Origin of the sequence: Flavobacterium sp. AJR (genome assembly GCF_002156885.1) — a bacterium.
Classification (GTDB): Bacteria; Bacteroidota; Bacteroidia; order Flavobacteriales; family Flavobacteriaceae; genus Flavobacterium.
This window is the reverse complement of the sequence record NZ_NCWQ01000002.1, coordinates 107034-121983: the sequence shown is the minus strand read 5'-3', so window position 1 is coordinate 121983 and position 14950 is coordinate 107034. Positions and strand designations below refer to the sequence as shown.

15 protein-coding genes and 2 tRNA genes are annotated in these 14950 nt (G+C 32.4%); 10 read left to right on the top strand and 7 right to left on the bottom strand.

The genetic code is table 11. The features are described from left to right. Positions 1 to 51: 51 nt before the first annotated feature. Together B8T70_RS00935 and B8T70_RS00930 are read left to right on the top strand one after the other, a co-directional pair. Positions 52 to 801, top strand: a complete 750-nt coding sequence (locus B8T70_RS00935) for an ABC transporter permease (protein WP_035619715.1) — start codon at positions 52 to 54, stop codon at positions 799 to 801. Further along, entirely contained in the window at positions 798 to 1559 is a 762-nt protein-coding gene (locus B8T70_RS00930) for an ABC transporter ATP-binding protein (RefSeq protein ID WP_039111788.1), read from the top strand. Before B8T70_RS00935 ends, B8T70_RS00930 begins: the two co-directional genes overlap by 4 nt. A 95-nt stretch (positions 1560 to 1654) precedes the next feature. Here the strand turns inward: B8T70_RS00930 and B8T70_RS00925 are convergent, their stop codons facing one another. The 4 genes from B8T70_RS00925 to B8T70_RS00910 form a co-directional block, all read right to left on the bottom strand. Next, positions 1655 to 2260 (bottom strand): SprT-like domain-containing protein, encoded by a 606-nt coding sequence (locus B8T70_RS00925; protein WP_039111789.1) that lies wholly within the window; start codon positions 2258 to 2260, stop codon positions 1655 to 1657. Between the two features lie 109 nt (positions 2261 to 2369). Next, complete coding sequence (locus tag B8T70_RS00920) at positions 2370 to 3047, bottom strand: SDR family oxidoreductase (protein ID WP_039111790.1); 678 nt, start codon at positions 3045 to 3047, stop codon at positions 2370 to 2372. Positions 3048 to 3084: 37 nt separating this feature from the next. After that, the gene (locus tag B8T70_RS00915) at positions 3085 to 4059 is read right to left on the bottom strand and encodes a M20/M25/M40 family metallo-hydrolase (RefSeq protein WP_086893590.1); all 975 of its coding nucleotides are present in this window, start codon (positions 4057 to 4059) and stop codon (positions 3085 to 3087) included. 178 nt (positions 4060 to 4237) lie between these two features. Next, positions 4238 to 5380: an acyl-CoA dehydrogenase family protein gene (locus B8T70_RS00910; RefSeq protein WP_039111925.1), complete on the bottom strand. Its 1143-nt coding sequence runs from the start codon at positions 5378 to 5380 to the stop codon at positions 4238 to 4240. 643 nt (positions 5381 to 6023) lie between these two features. Here B8T70_RS00910 and B8T70_RS00905 point away from each other — a divergent pair. From B8T70_RS00905 to B8T70_RS23735, 5 genes are all read left to right on the top strand, one after another. Further along, a complete protein-coding gene (locus B8T70_RS00905; RefSeq protein WP_039111792.1) occupies positions 6024 to 6599 on the top strand; it encodes a chalcone isomerase family protein in 576 nt (191 codons plus the stop codon). Between the two features lie 304 nt (positions 6600 to 6903). Then, on the top strand, positions 6904 to 7479 hold the full coding sequence (locus B8T70_RS00900; RefSeq protein ID WP_039111793.1) for a chalcone isomerase family protein: 576 nt from the start codon (positions 6904 to 6906) through the stop codon (positions 7477 to 7479). Positions 7480 to 8086: 607 nt separating this feature from the next. Beyond that, positions 8087 to 8662: a chalcone isomerase family protein gene (locus B8T70_RS00895; protein ID WP_039111926.1), complete on the top strand. Its 576-nt coding sequence runs from the start codon at positions 8087 to 8089 to the stop codon at positions 8660 to 8662. 123 nt (positions 8663 to 8785) lie between these two features. Then, positions 8786 to 10012 (top strand): Glu/Leu/Phe/Val dehydrogenase dimerization domain-containing protein, encoded by a 1227-nt coding sequence (locus tag B8T70_RS00890; protein ID WP_039111794.1) that lies wholly within the window; start codon positions 8786 to 8788, stop codon positions 10010 to 10012. Between the two features lie 281 nt (positions 10013 to 10293). Next, positions 10294 to 11196, top strand: a complete 903-nt coding sequence (locus B8T70_RS23735; protein WP_086893589.1) for a hypothetical protein — start codon at positions 10294 to 10296, stop codon at positions 11194 to 11196. A 77-nt stretch (positions 11197 to 11273) separates the two neighbouring features. On the opposite strand, the gene B8T70_RS00880 is transcribed toward B8T70_RS23735, so the two are convergent. From B8T70_RS00880 to B8T70_RS00870, 3 genes are read right to left on the bottom strand one after another with little or no spacing between them, the layout of a single operon-like run. Next, positions 11274 to 11876, bottom strand: a complete 603-nt coding sequence (locus B8T70_RS00880) for a hypothetical protein (protein ID WP_086893588.1) — start codon at positions 11874 to 11876, stop codon at positions 11274 to 11276. Positions 11877 to 11927: 51 nt separating this feature from the next. Next, positions 11928 to 12323, bottom strand: coding sequence for a biopolymer transporter ExbD (locus tag B8T70_RS00875; RefSeq protein ID WP_035619731.1), 396 nt, complete (start codon positions 12321 to 12323; stop codon positions 11928 to 11930). A gap of 3 nt (positions 12324 to 12326) precedes the next feature. Beyond that, entirely contained in the window at positions 12327 to 13022 is a 696-nt protein-coding gene (locus B8T70_RS00870; RefSeq protein ID WP_039111796.1) for a MotA/TolQ/ExbB proton channel family protein, read from the bottom strand. 131 nt (positions 13023 to 13153) lie between these two features. On the opposite strand from B8T70_RS00870, the gene B8T70_RS00865 reads away from it, so the two are divergent. The 3 genes from B8T70_RS00865 (at position 13154) to B8T70_RS00855 (ending at position 14830) form a co-directional block, all read left to right on the top strand. Beyond that, positions 13154 to 14392 carry a folylpolyglutamate synthase/dihydrofolate synthase family protein gene (locus B8T70_RS00865; RefSeq protein ID WP_086893587.1) on the top strand — a complete coding sequence of 413 codons (1239 nt, stop codon included), beginning with the start codon at positions 13154 to 13156 and terminating at the stop codon, positions 14390 to 14392. A gap of 202 nt (positions 14393 to 14594) precedes the next feature. After that, positions 14595 to 14669: transfer RNA gene (locus B8T70_RS00860), tRNA-Val, on the top strand. A gap of 80 nt (positions 14670 to 14749) precedes the next feature. Next, positions 14750 to 14830 (top strand) — tRNA-Tyr (locus B8T70_RS00855). The last annotated feature ends 120 nt before the right edge of the window (positions 14831 to 14950 follow it).

Sequence of the window (14950 nt, the reverse complement as noted above, 5' to 3'; positions counted from 1 at the left end):
AACCGTAAACTGGCAACTATTTTCGTAATTTAGCCCATATTCGTAAAAACTATGATGCTCATTCGTTATTTATCCCAAATAGGAAGATACTTCTTGATGCTTAAAGAAATTTTCAACAAACAAACCAAATGGTCTGTGATGAAAAAACTAATCTTTAAAGAAATTGATGACTTAATTATTGATTCCCTTGGTATTGTTTGTTTCATTTCATTCTTCGTAGGAGGAGTTGTTGCAATACAAACTGCATTAAACTTAACAAACCCATTAATTCCTAAATACTTAATTGGTTTTGCAACCAGACAATCTGTAATTTTAGAATTTGCCCCAACATTTATTTCTGTTATTATGGCAGGAAAAATGGGATCTTTCATTACATCAAGTATAGGAACTATGCGTGTTACAGAGCAAATCGATGCGCTGGAAGTTATGGGAGTAAACTCATTAAACTATCTTGTTTTTCCTAAAATTATCGCTTTACTATTATATCCTTTTGTAATCGGAATCAGTATGTTCCTAGGCATTTTTGGTGGCTGGCTAGCTGGAGTTTACGGGGGGTTTACAACGAGTGATGATTTTATAATGGGAGCACAAATGGAATTTATTCCGTTTCATATTACCTATGCATTTATTAAAACCATAATTTTTGCCATGTTATTGGCAACTATACCGTCTTTTCATGGTTATTATATGAAGGGTGGCGCACTAGAAGTAGGAAAAGCAAGTACAGTAGCTTTCGTTTGGACATCTGTATCGATTATCCTTTTTAATTATATACTAACACAATTGTTATTAGGCTCATGATAGAAGTAAAAAACATAGAAAAATCATTTGGCGACAGCAAAGTACTTAAAGGTGTTTCGACCGTGTTTGAAACTGGAAAAACAAACCTAATCATTGGGCAAAGTGGATCAGGAAAAACGGTATTATTAAAAAGCTTATTAGGTATTCATACTCCAGATTCTGGAACAATTGAGTTTGATGGTAGAGTTTATTCAGAACTAGAACCAGATGAAAAAAGAGAATTACGTACTGAAATCGGAATGGTATTTCAGGGAAGTGCTTTATTTGACTCCATGACTGTTGCCGAAAATGTAGCTTTCCCACTTAGAATGTTTACTAAAGACACTGGTTCTAAAATTCAAGACCGTGTAGATTTTGTTTTAAAAAGAGTAAACCTAATTGATGCACATAAAAAATTACCTTCAGAAATTTCTGGAGGGATGCAAAAACGTGTGGCTATTGCCCGCGCCATTGTAAACAACCCTAAATATTTATTTTGTGATGAACCAAACTCTGGTTTAGATCCAAATACTTCGACTTTAATTGATAATTTAATTAAAGAAATTACCGAAGAATATAATATTACCACTGTAATTAACACGCACGATATGAACTCTGTGATGGAAATTGGTGAGAATATTTTATTCTTAAAAAATGGAGTAAAAGAATGGCAGGGAACAAAAGAAGAAATTTTCGTAACTGATAATAAAGCTATAGTCGAATTTGTTTATTCTTCTAATTTATTCAAGAAAGTAAGAGAAGCTTATTTAAAAGGATAAGATCTTTTAAAGTACAATATAAAAAATCCCAAATTTCAATCTTAATAAAATTGGAATTTGGGATTTTTTATATTCGATGGTTTTAATCAACAATATCAGTCCTTGGTGAGCAACAACTCAACTTCGGCATTTGGATTAAAAAGATAGGTTCTTCCTGAGCTTATTTCTAAACATTCAAAGCGTTTAGTTCTTACAGCAATTTTCTTAAAGATTTTTCCGTTATGAATTCTGAAAACACTGCCGTATGGAATTTCAAAAATATAATTCTTATCGTTCTGCTTGTCGTATTGTTTCAAAGCCAATGACAAAGTAGTATCAGTATCACTACTTGCCGTAGGGTTCTTAAAATGCCTCGCCAGCAATGGTAATAAGTGACTAGGAAATATCTCCGGACGTATAAACGGAACCATCAATCGCTGAAAAGAATATTTCCATTCATTCCCATGAGGTTTAATTTTTCTTCCGAACTTTTCGAACGCAACCAAATGCGAAATCTCATGAATTAACGTTATCAAAAACTTGTATTGATTCAAGCTTGAGTTTACAGTAATTTCATGTTTACCACTTGGCCCTTTTCTATAATCTCCATGTCGAGTTTGTCTTTCGTTTACAATTTTAAGATGTACACGATTATCAACAATGAGTTCAAAGACAGGCTTTACGGCATGTTCGGGGATGTATCTTGCTAAAGTTTCGCTCAAAACAGTTTTAATTATAAATTATGAATTATTAGTTATAAGTTTTCTTTGAGATAATATCACGCTTAGTAATACTTTCACTCATAATTCAAAACTTATAACTTATAATTAACTACGGATTAGTAGAAGAAACTTCTAATACTTTTCCGTTAAAATATTTATTGCCATTTAATGTAAAATCATAAATATAAGTTGCCATTCCGTTAGCCGAAATTGGCGCTTGATACCCTGGAAAAGCTTCTTGCAACATTTCTGTCTGAACAGAACCTAATGCCAAAACATTAAATGAGATTCCTTTTTCTTTATATTCTTCTGCCAATAATTCCGATAACGTAATTACTGCACCTTTACTAGAACTATAAGCAGCAAGTCCAGCAAATTTAAGACTTCCACGAACTCCTCCTATAGAACTTATTGTTACCACATGACTTCCTTTTTGAAGATATGGTAAGCAAACTCTTGTAAGATTTGCTACTGCAAAAACATTTACTTTATAAATGCTTTCAAAATCTGCCTGAGTAGTTTCAGCAAAAGGTTTTAAAAGCAAACTTCCTGCATTATGCACTAAAGCATCTACTTTTTTCCAAGTCGAAGAAAGAAAATCTTCTACTTTATATAATTCAGATTCGTTAGATAAATCAATAGAAAGACAAGTAACATTAGAATGTTCCAAAAGCAATTGAGGAATTTTTCTGGAAATAGCTAATACCTGATGTCCAGCATTTGCAAATTGCAAAGCAAGCTCATACCCTATCCCTCTACTCGTTCCTGTTATAATAATATTTTTCATGTAGCAAAAATAAGGAAAACCGATAAAAAAGCATAGTTTATTTAGTCATCAAAATTTCTTTTGTTGGAGAACTTGCCATATGAGTCACTGCAGGCAACAATTCCTGAATAAATGAAGTCATATGAGGAATATCCATTACTTTGAATTCATCTGAAACATGATGATAAAATTCAAAATTTTCAAAATCGAATGTGCTTATCGACTGACAAGGAACTTTGAATCCTTCGAAAAAAGGAAAATTATCTGATCTAAAAAACAGCTGATATTCGGCTTCTTTAGGTAAGAATCCAATAGTTTTATCTCCTGTATATTCATTGATTTTAGTCGCCATATTCGATTTATCAAAACCAGTAATATAGGCTAAGAAGTCACGTTTCATTGGCACACCAATCATTTCTATATTTAACTGCGTGTATAAATTGAAGTTTTTAGCTTTAAGTTTTTTTGCCAAATGTTTAGAACCCAAAAGCCCTTTTTCTTCTCCTGCAAAAAACACAAAAAGTACGCTTCGTTTATTCGATTTGGTCTCACTAAAATATTTAGCCATTTCAGCAACAGCAGTAACTCCAGAAGCATCATCGTTTGCTCCGTTATTTATAAAATCGCCATTAAGTCCTTTTTTATCAATCCCAATATGATCATAATGCGCGCTCAAAATCACAAATTCGTTTTTTAGTTTTGCATCAGTCCCTTCCAGATATCCAACTATGTTATATGCTGGAGTTTTAAACGTAGATAAAGTATCACGATAAGAAGAAAAATAAGGTTTAACCTTATTCGTTTTAAAGAAATCTTCCAGATAAATAGCCGCTGTTTCTATTCCCTTCGTTCCAGTTTCTCTACCTTCTAATTCATCCGAAGAAAGATATTTTAAAACCGATGAAACATCATTCTCTTTTACTTTATAAGTAATTTCTAACTTAGAAGCTGTTTGCGTAGTTTCGGTTTTAACTGTTGTATTAGATTTACATCCAAAAAAAATAAAAGGAAATAAAAGTATTAGTTTTTTCATTATTCAAGATTTTGGTTCGTTGAGATTATAAAGTTTTCAATTACAATTCTAAAAAATGAGTAACTCCTAAAAACATAGTTACCCTCTTAGTTGTAAATATAATTATTTTTTATTGCAAAAAGAAAACCCTTTCAAAGCCGAAAGCCGAAAGGGTTTTTAATATAATTTAAGGATACAATTATCCTGCGATAACTGCTCTAGAAATCACTATTTTTTGGATTTCAGAAGTTCCTTCATAAATCTGTGTAATTTTTGCATCACGCATAAAACGCTCAACATGGTATTCTTTTACGTATCCGTTTCCACCATGAATTTGTACTGCCTCAACAGCCGTATCCATTGCAACTTGCGAAGCAAATAATTTTGCCATAGCACCACTTACATCGTAATTATTATGTTGGTCTTTATCCCAAGCTGCTTTCATACAAAGATGACGCGCTGCTTCGATATTTACTGCCATATCTGCTAATTTAAAAGCAATAGCTTGGTGATTGCAAATTTCAGTTCCAAAAGCTTTACGTTCTTTTGAATATTTTAATGCAAGTTCATAAGCACCAGAAGCAATTCCTAAAGCTTGAGAAGCAATACCAATTCTTCCTCCAGCCAATGTTTTCATGGCAAATTTAAATCCAAATCCGTCTTCACCAATTCGGTTTTCTTTAGGTACTTTAACATCACTAAACATTAATGAGTGTGTATCTGAACCACGAATTCCCATTTTTTGCTCCTTAGGACCAACAGAAAAACCTGGCATGTCTTTAGTCATGATCAAAGCATTGATTCCTTTATGTTTTTTCTCAGCATGAGTTTGTACAATTACAATATAAACCGATGCAGTATTACCATTAGTAATCCAGTTTTTGGTACCATTTACTAAATAATGGTCACCCATATCTATTCCAGAAGTTTTTTGCGATGTAGCATCACTACCAGCTTCAGGCTCACTTAAGCAAAATGCACCGTGAATTTCTCCAGAAGCTAATCCTGGTAAGTATTTTTGTTTTTGTTCTTCGGTACCAAAAGCCTGAAGTCCCCAACAAACTAGTGAATTATTTACCGACATTACTACAGAAGCCGAAGCATCAACTTTCGAAATTTCTTCCATAGCAATTACGTATGAAATCGTGTCTAAACCACTTCCTCCGTATTTAGGATCAACCATCATTCCCATGAATCCGAGTTGTCCCATTTTTTTTATTTGTTCCGTAGGGAAAATTTGCTTTTCGTCTCTTTCTATCACACCTGGTAACAATTCGTTTTGAGCAAAATCTCTAGCAGCTTGTTGAATCATTAAGTGCTCTTCGGTAAGATTAAAATCCATAGTATTATAAAATAAAAGTTGCTTTTTGTTAAAAAAATATATCCAAAGGTACTTTTTTATACTGAAATTTTCAATTTTGACTTGCATTTTTGACTAAAGAAAAAATACCACTATATCGTTATCGTAATGATATCAAGAACTTCGCTCAATCTCACTAGTTTAGTAACTCTTAAATTTTTATTAAAGAACTCAGAAATAGCTATCAAAATTTCTAGAAACAGAGACAATTAAAAATAAGATTTAATTTAAAAAACGCCATTCAAAAGCATTAAACTTTTAAAGCAAGTATATATAATTACAACTCACAATAATTTCAGATTTCAGCTTAAGAGATAAAGTAAAAATCATGAGTAAGGTTAACAAACTGTAACCAAAAAATTTCGAAATAAGTTTTTCGAAGAAAAAAACGAGTCGATTACTCCAATTTCCTTCCACAAAAAATCATTTTTAATCAAATTATAAACATCAAAAAATAAGATAATTCAGCAAATATTTTCATTTCATAAACAACTAGCTGCCAAAACAATAACTTTCAAATGGACATTTTCTTACATAAGTGGTTTTCGTAAAAAATACATCGCTTTTCATATAAAAATATAGAAATTAAAAGTATTTTTGTCAAAATCACATAAATTACAAGAATATGAAAAACTTATTACTATTACTTACTGTAATTTTAACTTTGCAATTCACAGATGCAACTGCTCAAAAAGCTTTCGACATTGATGGTGTTATAGTTCCCAGAACAATGCAATTTCAAAGCAAAACTTTATCCTTAAATGGTGCTGGCGGAAGATCAAAAATGTGGTTAGAGGTATATGTTCAAGCATTATATTTATCTCAATTAAGCCAGGATCCGAAATTTATTATTGATAGTGATACCGAAATGGCTATTCGTATTGAAATTACCTCTTCGATGGTATCATCAAACAAATTAACAAAAGCCATGAATAGTGGTTTCGAAAAATCTGCTGGAGATAACTTGGAAGCTTTACGCCCAAGAATCGAACAATTTAAAAGTTTCTTAAGTGATGAAATCACACAAAAAGATGTTTTTAAACTTATCTACTCTCCTATCGACTCTTCAGTTTGGGTATATAAGAATGATGTCCTGAAAGGAAAAGTTCAAGGTTTTGACTTCAAAAAAGCACTTTTCGGAATTTGGTTATCTGATAAACCTGCAGATGAAAAATTAAAAAATCAACTATTAGGTAAATAATTATCTTCATTACCTAGATTAAAAAAGCTCCAGTAAACAGATTATTTGGAGCAATATTTTCATGCCTACTAAATAAGCCCCACAAAAAAAACATTCCTAAAACAAGTAATTAGTTTTTACAATAAATTGCATACTTTGCATTTCTCCCCCATAAAGTCTCACTAATCTTAGGATTTGCTCTTGCAAAAAATAAAACTATTTAAAAAACTGACATACAAACTTTACCCCATAAAAAAGTCTACAGAACTATGCTAGAGAAATAGAAAATTAAAAGTAATTTTGCGAAAAATTAAAATTCAATAAAATGAAAAACTTTTTACTATCACTTACAGTAATTCTGACTTTACAATTCTCAACTGTTACAGCTCAGAAATCATTCGATGTTGAAGGTGTTATAGTTCCAAGAACAATTCAATTTCAAAACAAACCTTTATCGTTAAATGGAGCTGGTGCAAGATCGGCAATGTGGTCTGGACTATATGTACAAGCACTATACTTATCTCAATTGAGTCAAGATCCAAAATTTATTATTGATAGTGATACCGAAATGGCAATCCGAATTGAAATCACTTCTTCGTTGGTATCTGCAAAGAAACTAACCAAATCGATGGACGAAAATTTCCAGAAAACAGCTGGTGATAACATTGGAGCATTACGAACAAGAATTGAAGAATTAAAAGGCTACTTAAGCGATGAAATCACCAAAGACGATGTTTACAAACTCATTTATTCTCCTATCGACTCCTCTGTTTGGGTTTATAAAAATGAACATTTAAAAGGAAAAATTTCAGGGTTTGATTTCAAAAAAGCGCTATTCGGAATCTGGTTGTCTGAAAAACCTGCCGATGAAAAACTAAAGAATCAATTATTAGGCAAATAATCTACAAAAACAAATACAGCTTCTCTTGGAAAAGAAAACTAGAGAAGCTGCATTAAATAAAATTACCTCTTCCGAATTTTCATCAGAATAAACCCTGACTCGATAATGAAATTTAGATTTTCAATAGAATTTTCACTATTAGCAATCAAATAACATAGTATTTGAACTACAAATAAATTGCTAACTTTTACAAATTACACCTTCCTAAAAAACATATGTACTTTTTACCCTATAAAAACAAACCTGTTTTTATAATTTGCATTACTGTTTACACTCTTTATTTTGGTTAGATAAAATCAATTTATTTCGCCAAAAACAAACCTCCTAATTCCTGATAACAAGATACTTAAACTTAAATAAACTTTTGTTTTTCTATTTCTTGCCATAATAAAATCAAGAAGCAAAATAGTTTTTTTAATTGATGGAACTACCTACCAAAACTCTCCAGGATTCTGGATTATTTCATTCTTATAACACCCTGATTTACAAATTCATAAAATTTATTAAAATCCTTAAACATAAGGCATTTCCTGAAAAACGGGACGTAAATTACTTTAAAAACATAGAAATTAGGCGTATTTTAGCAAAAATCATAAAATACCATACAATGAAAAATTTATTACTTTTATTTACATTAATTCTTACTTTCCAAATCTCAACCGTAACAGCACAAAAAACCTTTACTATAGATGGTGTTACAATTCCGAGAACAATCCAATTTCAAAGTAAAGCTTTATCGTTAAATGGCGGTGGTGGAAAATCGACAATGTGGCCAGGAACATATCTGCAAGCATTATACTTATCACAATTAAGCCAAGATTCGAAATATATTCTTGATAGTGATAGTGCAATGGCAATGCGTATTGAAGTTACTTCTTCAACAGTATCTACACCAAAATTATTAAAAGCTATAGATGATAATTTCAAAAAAACATACCCAGGCAACATAGAAACATTGCGACCTAAAATAGAAGAATTCAAAAGCTACTTTATGGGTGAAATCAGTAAAAGAAACACTTTTAAACTTGTATATTCTCCTTCAGACGCCTCTGTTTGGATCTACAAAAACAATCAGTTAAAGGGTAAAATTCCTGGATTTGAATTCAAAAAAGCTCTCTTCGGAATCTGGTTATCCAAGAAGCCTGCTGATCAAAAACTAAAAGATCAATTATTAGGCAAATAATTATTTCTGAAGGTTTTTAGTTAAATAATTAGCATAAAATAAGGCATCCGAAATATTTTACTAAATACACATTTCGCATTATCCAATTTTTTATATTTGTGAAAATTAAACATATCGCAGAAAATGAAAGATTTATTAAAGAAATTCGAAAATAAAGAACCTGAAATCGTATTCAATTGGAAAGATTCTGAAACTGAAGCCGAAGGATGGACAGTAATTAATTCTCTTCGAGGTGGGGCTGCCGGTGGTGGTACTCGTATGCGAAAAGGTTTGGATATGAACGAAGTTTTATCATTGGCAAAAACAATGGAAGTAAAATTTTCAGTTTCTGGACCTGCGATTGGTGGGGCTAAATCTGGTATTAATTTTGATCCAAATGACCCAAGAAAGAAAGGTGTTTTACAACGTTGGTACAAAGCAGTTTCTCCATTACTAAAAAGTTATTACGGAACTGGTGGGGATTTAAACGTTGATGAAATTCACGAAGTAATTCCAATGACCGAAGAATGCGGTGTTTGGCATCCACAAGAAGGAGTTTTTAACGGACACTTTAAACCTACTGAAGCTGATAAAATTAACCGAATTGGACAATTACGTCAAGGTGTTATTAAGGTAATCGAAAACCCAAAGTTCTCTCCAGATGTAACCAGAAAATATACTGTAGCCGATATGATTACAGGTTTTGGTGTTGCTGAAGCTGTTCGTCATTTTTATACTACTTATGGTGGCGATGTAAAAGGTAAGAAAGCAATCGTACAAGGTTTTGGAAATGTGGGTTCTGCAGCTGCTTTTTACTTAGCAGATATGGGAGCCAAAGTAATTGGAATCATCGACAGAGATGGTGGGTTGATTAACGAAGAAGGTTTTTCTTTTGAAGAAATCAAAGCATTATTTTTAGCAAAAGATGGTAACAAACTTGTTGCTCAAAACATGATTCCGTTTGAAGAGATCAACGAAAAGATATGGACAATTGGAGCTGAAATTTTCACTCCATGTGCAGCATCTAGATTGGTTACTCAAAATCAAATCGACGCATTAATTGCTAATGGACTTGAAGTTATTTCTTGTGGTGCAAATGTACCTTTTGCAGATAAAGAAATTTTCTTTGGTTCGATAATGGAACAAGTAGATAGCAAAGTGAGTTTAATTCCTGACTTTATTTCTAACTGCGGAATGGCTCGTGTTTTTGCTTATTTCATGGAAAAGAAAGTACAAATGACCGATGAGGCTATTTTTAATGACACTTCAGACACTATAAAAAATGCGATACAAAAAGCGCATGCTTTAAGTGCTTCAAAAACAAATATCAGCGCAACAGCTTTTGAAATTGCACTGAAACAATTAGTATAAATTATTTTATACCATATTTTAAAACGAACCGAATCAGATTAAATCGATTTGGTTCGTTTTTTTTGTTTATAAAAAAGGTTAGCCACAGATTTAACCACAAACTTGTCTTTCTGAGGAAAAACTTTGCGCACTTTGCGTAAACCTTAGCGCACTTTGCGGTTAATTTTTTATGCTACAGATTTAAAAACTTTAGGGTTAAATCCCTTACCCTCTTTGATTGTAAACAATTTTCAGTAATTTTATACGTTTTACTAATACACTTATAAAAATTCAGCATAAAAATGAGTTCACCCATTTCTTCAGACAAAAAGAAATCATTACTACTCTCTACCCTTATATATGCAACAATACTATTATTGTTGTTCTTCATTCGTTTTTGGCCACCAGCAAATGGTATGACTGAACTCGCTGGAGGTGGCGGAGGTGGTGGCGTTACTGTAAACTTTGGTGATAGCGATTTAGGCTCTGGTGCAAATTACAAAAGTGAAGTTCTGGAAGTTAAAAATCATGCAAAACAAACGCCTGTAAAATCGACTCCTGAAGAAGCTACATTATCACAAGAAAATTCTACAGAAGAAAGTGTTGTTATTCCGCAGAAAGAAAAAACTAAAAAACCGATAACTGTTACAAAACCTGACCCAAAACCTGTCGTTGTAAAACCTAAAGTTTCGAATACGACTAATGATGCTTTATCGAGCATTTTAAAAGGTTCTAACAAAGGTGGTGATGGCGATGATAAAGTTGCAGGAAACAAAGGAAAATCAAACGGAAATTTAAGCTCTAATGGTTATTACGGAACCGGAGGCTCTGGAGGTGGAACTGGCGGAGGAAACGGAACTGGTACCGGCATAGGAACAGGTAGCGGATATGGTTCTGGAAGTGGCGGAGGATCAGGAAGTGGTTCTGGTGGTGGTTCAGGTTACTCTCTTGGAACCAGAAAAGCGTTATCTAAACCAGCTCCAAACTATACGTGTAATGAAACAGGAAGAGTCGTTGTAGAAGTTTCTGTAGATAGAAACGGGAGAACCATAAGTGCTATTGCAGGAATTAAAGGAACTACAAACACAGCGAAATGTTTATTGGATCAAGCCAAAATAGCTGCCATGAATACCAAATGGGACGCAAGTAGTGATGCTCCCGAAAAACAAGTTGGTAAGATCATTTATAATTTCAATTTGAATTAAAAAACATAAGACAATAAAAAAGGCTTTCTGAAATTATTCAGAAAGCCTTTTTTAATATTTGTTGATATGGATAGCCTTTATTGGGTTCGATACACCAATTCACTATCGTGCGAAGTCACAAAAACAGGAATCTCTGACCACAAATCATTATTCCTTGTAGACTCCTTATAAGTTTCTCTAAATAGTTCTTCAAGTCTTAATGTTATCAAGATAGCACATAACTCAGAAGCGATTTCTAGATTTTCATCTTCCCATTTCTCATTTTGCATATAATCCTTATAAACATTTTGTAAATCTTCAAATCCTGTAATTTCAAAAAGATTCTCAGTATAAGAATCATAATCGCCAAGCCAATCTAAATCTTCTAAATCATTACAAAAACTAAATCCAAAACCTGACAAAAACCATAAGTCATAGTTAATTGTAAAACCATTCATCTCACAATAAATAGCCTTAATTGTTTTATCTATCCCTTCTATATCGCTTTTAGATTCTTTATAAAACTCATTGAGATACTCATTCAATCTTGCCTTTAAATGAAGTAAATTACGATTTAGAACTATTTGAAAACTATTACTAGGAAGCTTTTTTAATTCCGATTCTGTAATTTCTATCGCTTTATCAAGGTTATCCTTTTTAATGAATTCGTTGACTTCTTCTTCAAATATGTATAAATCCATATAAAATATTTATTTCAATAGAGACTTTCGAGAAATTACCTTAAACTATGTTTATTTAGGACTTGTTGCGATAACAAACTTAAGGTTGTTTTTAACCCCTATTTGTAGCACATCTACCAAATCTTGTACTTGTAGATTAAACGGAATCCTTACGATTACTGTTTGTTCTTTATCGGTACCTAATTTAGACATTAATGTAGTTTCTAACTCTTCAAAATCTACTGGCTGTTTATCGATGTAGAATTTTTTATCTTCTGTAACCGATAAGCTTATAAATTGTTTGTTTGTTTTTTCATTTGCTTTGGCTTTAGGCAATGTCATTTTAATAACATTAGGATTTGCCAATGTAGATATAATCAAGAAAAACAACAGCAAGAAAAACATAATGTCACTTAGCGATGAAGTTGCCACCTCGGCATGAAATCTTCTTTTTCTTTTAATAGACATATCTTATGATCTTTGAATTATGTTTACAAATTCAAGTATTTGTTTCTGAATTTTTAATGCGAAATCATCAATTTTCCCATTCAAAAGGTGGTACGCACTATATGCGATAATACCAACAATTAAACCTGAACCACTACTAATCATTTTCTCATATAAACCTCCCGAAATATTACCAATACTAATATTCTCTGTAACCGAGATACTATAAAATATTTTAATAACTCCCGAAATAGTACCAATAAAACCTAATGTTGGTGCAATACCCGCAATAAGACCTAAATGCCCAAGACGTCTTTCCATCTCTCCTATTTCAATATCGGCAGCACGATCCATATTCGATTCAATTTCCGCAATTGGTCTTCCTATAACCAAAACTCCTTCTTTAAGAATTTTTCCTGCAGCAGTTTCATTTCTTTCTACAATACTTCTTGCCATATCCAGATTACCAGAATTAAGATTAACTCCCACATCCATCATTAATCTAGGGTCAATTTTTGAAGCTTTGCTTATGTATAAATAACGCTCGATGATAACGTAAAAAGTATAGAACAATAAGATGGCAATTGGAATCAGGAAAAATCCTCCTTTTAAAATAAATCCTAAAACAGAAATCTCTGTATTTGGTGCAATTTTTTCGATAACTACGTTAGATGCGGCATTTGCAATAGTATCCGCTTGTAATTGAATGAAGCTAAACATATATTAATTCTTGTATTTGATAATTAATTCTAAAAAATATTCCAATTTTGCAATAAAGATACTTTTCGCTGTTATATTAAACTAAAAAAAACGAAAAATATTTCAATCAACAACTATTTTACTCGAAAAAAATGAACTATCAAGAAACTACCGAATGGATGTTCAACCAACTCCCAATGTACCAACTACAAGGGGCTTCGGCATATAAAAAAGACTTAACCAATACATTACATTTGGTTAACCATTTAAACAATCCACAAAATTCATTAAAATGTATTCATGTGGCAGGAACAAACGGAAAAGGATCCATCTCTCACATGCTCGCTTCGGTATTACAAGAAGCTGGATATAAAGTAGGACTTTATACATCGCCACATTTAAAAGACTTTCGCGAGCGTATTAAAATTAACGGTAAAGAAATTTCAGAAGATTTTGTTTGCGAATTTATAAGTAAACACAAAGATTTTTTTGAATCTAATGATATGAGTTTTTTCGAAATGTCTGTAGGTTTAGCATTTGATTATTTTGCTACAGCAAAAGTAGATATTGCTATTATAGAAGTAGGCTTAGGCGGAAGATTAGACGCAACCAATGTCATTACTCCATTGGTTTCTGTTATTACCAATATCGACTTAGATCATACGCAGTTTCTGGGAACTACACCAGCAGCAATTGCAGGCGAAAAAGCGGGGATTATAAAACAAAATGTACCAGTTGTAATTGGAGAATATACTCCAGAAACAAAACCTGTTTTTTTAGCTAAAGCAAAAGAGACTCATTCTGAAATATATTTTGCTTCTGATATTATTACCGAAGTTTACCCTTCTGATTTAATTGGCGATTACCAACAATATAATAAAAAGACTGTTCAGGAAACCATACATATCCTGAATACTCAAAATGAATTTAAAATATCCGACGAAAATCTTAAAACTGGATTATTAAACGTTGTTACAAATACAGGTTTACAAGGAAGATGGCAACAGCTTGGCGAAAATCCTAAAATTATATGCGATACGGCTCATAACAAAAATGGCCTGGCTATAGTAATAAACCAAATCCAGAATGAAACTTACGAGAACTTACATATTGTATTGGGAGTTGTAAATGATAAAGATTTAGATTCTGTTTTACCACTATTTCCTAAAAAGGCACAATACTATTTCTGTAGTCCTAACTCATCTCGTGGTTTAAGCACTTCTATTTTACAGGAAAATGCTAAAAAATATGATTTAATAGGTAAAACTTACGACTCTGTTTCGGATGCTTTTACGACTGCAAAAGAAAATGCGACCAAAAATGACTTTATTTTTGTGGGAGGAAGCACATTTGTAGTAGCCGAATTGCCTTTGGATAAAGAGAAACAATAACAAGGCTCTTTTACAAACCTAGTAAAAAAGCTACAAAAATAAATTCACTCAAAAAAACTACATATTCAAATAACTAAATATCAATCGCATAAAAACTAACTGCAAATTATTATTATATTTTATTTAAAAAAGTTTTGGTAATGCAGAAAACAGTCTTATATTTGCACTCGCAATCACATAACGATAGCAACCTAGTAAAATAGGGCGATTAGCTCAGCTGGTTCAGAGCACCTCGTTTACACCGAGGGGGTCGGGGGTTCGAACCCCTCATCGCCCACAAAGAACTCCATTAGAAATAATGGAGTTTTTTTATAGCTTACCGAGTGTCACGGATTTCAAATCCACACTATCGGGTTCGGGGAGATACTCAAGCGGCCAACGAGGGCAGACTGTAAATCTGCTGTGTAAACTTCGCAGGTTCGAATCCTGCTCTCCCCACAAAAGGGGAAAAGAAGTGAAAAAGGCAACTTTATCAATCTTTTCAAAACCCGAAACATTAAAAAAACCTGTAAATCGAAAGATTCACAGGTTTTTTGTTTTAAAGCACTTTACTATTGC

Excerpts from the sequence above, each read along its gene's own strand:
- B8T70_RS00935 (WP_035619715.1), top strand. The coding sequence starts at position 52 with ATGATGCTCATTCGTTATTTATCCCAAATAGGAAGATACTTCTTGATG.
- B8T70_RS00930 (WP_039111788.1), top strand. The coding sequence starts at position 798 with ATGATAGAAGTAAAAAACATAGAAAAATCATTTGGCGACAGCAAAGTA.
- B8T70_RS00920 (WP_039111790.1), bottom strand. The coding sequence starts at position 3,047 with ATGAAAAATATTATTATAACAGGAACGAGTAGAGGGATAGGGTATGAG.
- B8T70_RS00915 (WP_086893590.1), bottom strand. The coding sequence starts at position 4,059 with ATGAAAAAACTAATACTTTTATTTCCTTTTATTTTTTTTGGATGTAAA.
- B8T70_RS00910 (WP_039111925.1), bottom strand. The coding sequence starts at position 5,380 with ATGGATTTTAATCTTACCGAAGAGCACTTAATGATTCAACAAGCTGCT.
- B8T70_RS00905 (WP_039111792.1), top strand. The coding sequence starts at position 6,024 with ATGAAAAACTTATTACTATTACTTACTGTAATTTTAACTTTGCAATTC.
- B8T70_RS00900 (WP_039111793.1), top strand. The coding sequence starts at position 6,904 with ATGAAAAACTTTTTACTATCACTTACAGTAATTCTGACTTTACAATTC.
- B8T70_RS00895 (WP_039111926.1), top strand. The coding sequence starts at position 8,087 with ATGAAAAATTTATTACTTTTATTTACATTAATTCTTACTTTCCAAATC.
- B8T70_RS00890 (WP_039111794.1), top strand. The coding sequence starts at position 8,786 with ATGAAAGATTTATTAAAGAAATTCGAAAATAAAGAACCTGAAATCGTA.
- B8T70_RS23735 (WP_086893589.1), top strand. The coding sequence starts at position 10,294 with ATGAGTTCACCCATTTCTTCAGACAAAAAGAAATCATTACTACTCTCT.
- B8T70_RS00880 (WP_086893588.1), bottom strand. The coding sequence starts at position 11,876 with ATGGATTTATACATATTTGAAGAAGAAGTCAACGAATTCATTAAAAAG.
- B8T70_RS00875 (WP_035619731.1), bottom strand. The coding sequence starts at position 12,323 with ATGTCTATTAAAAGAAAAAGAAGATTTCATGCCGAGGTGGCAACTTCA.
- B8T70_RS00870 (WP_039111796.1), bottom strand. The coding sequence starts at position 13,022 with ATGTTTAGCTTCATTCAATTACAAGCGGATACTATTGCAAATGCCGCA.
- B8T70_RS00865 (WP_086893587.1), top strand. The coding sequence starts at position 13,154 with ATGAACTATCAAGAAACTACCGAATGGATGTTCAACCAACTCCCAATG.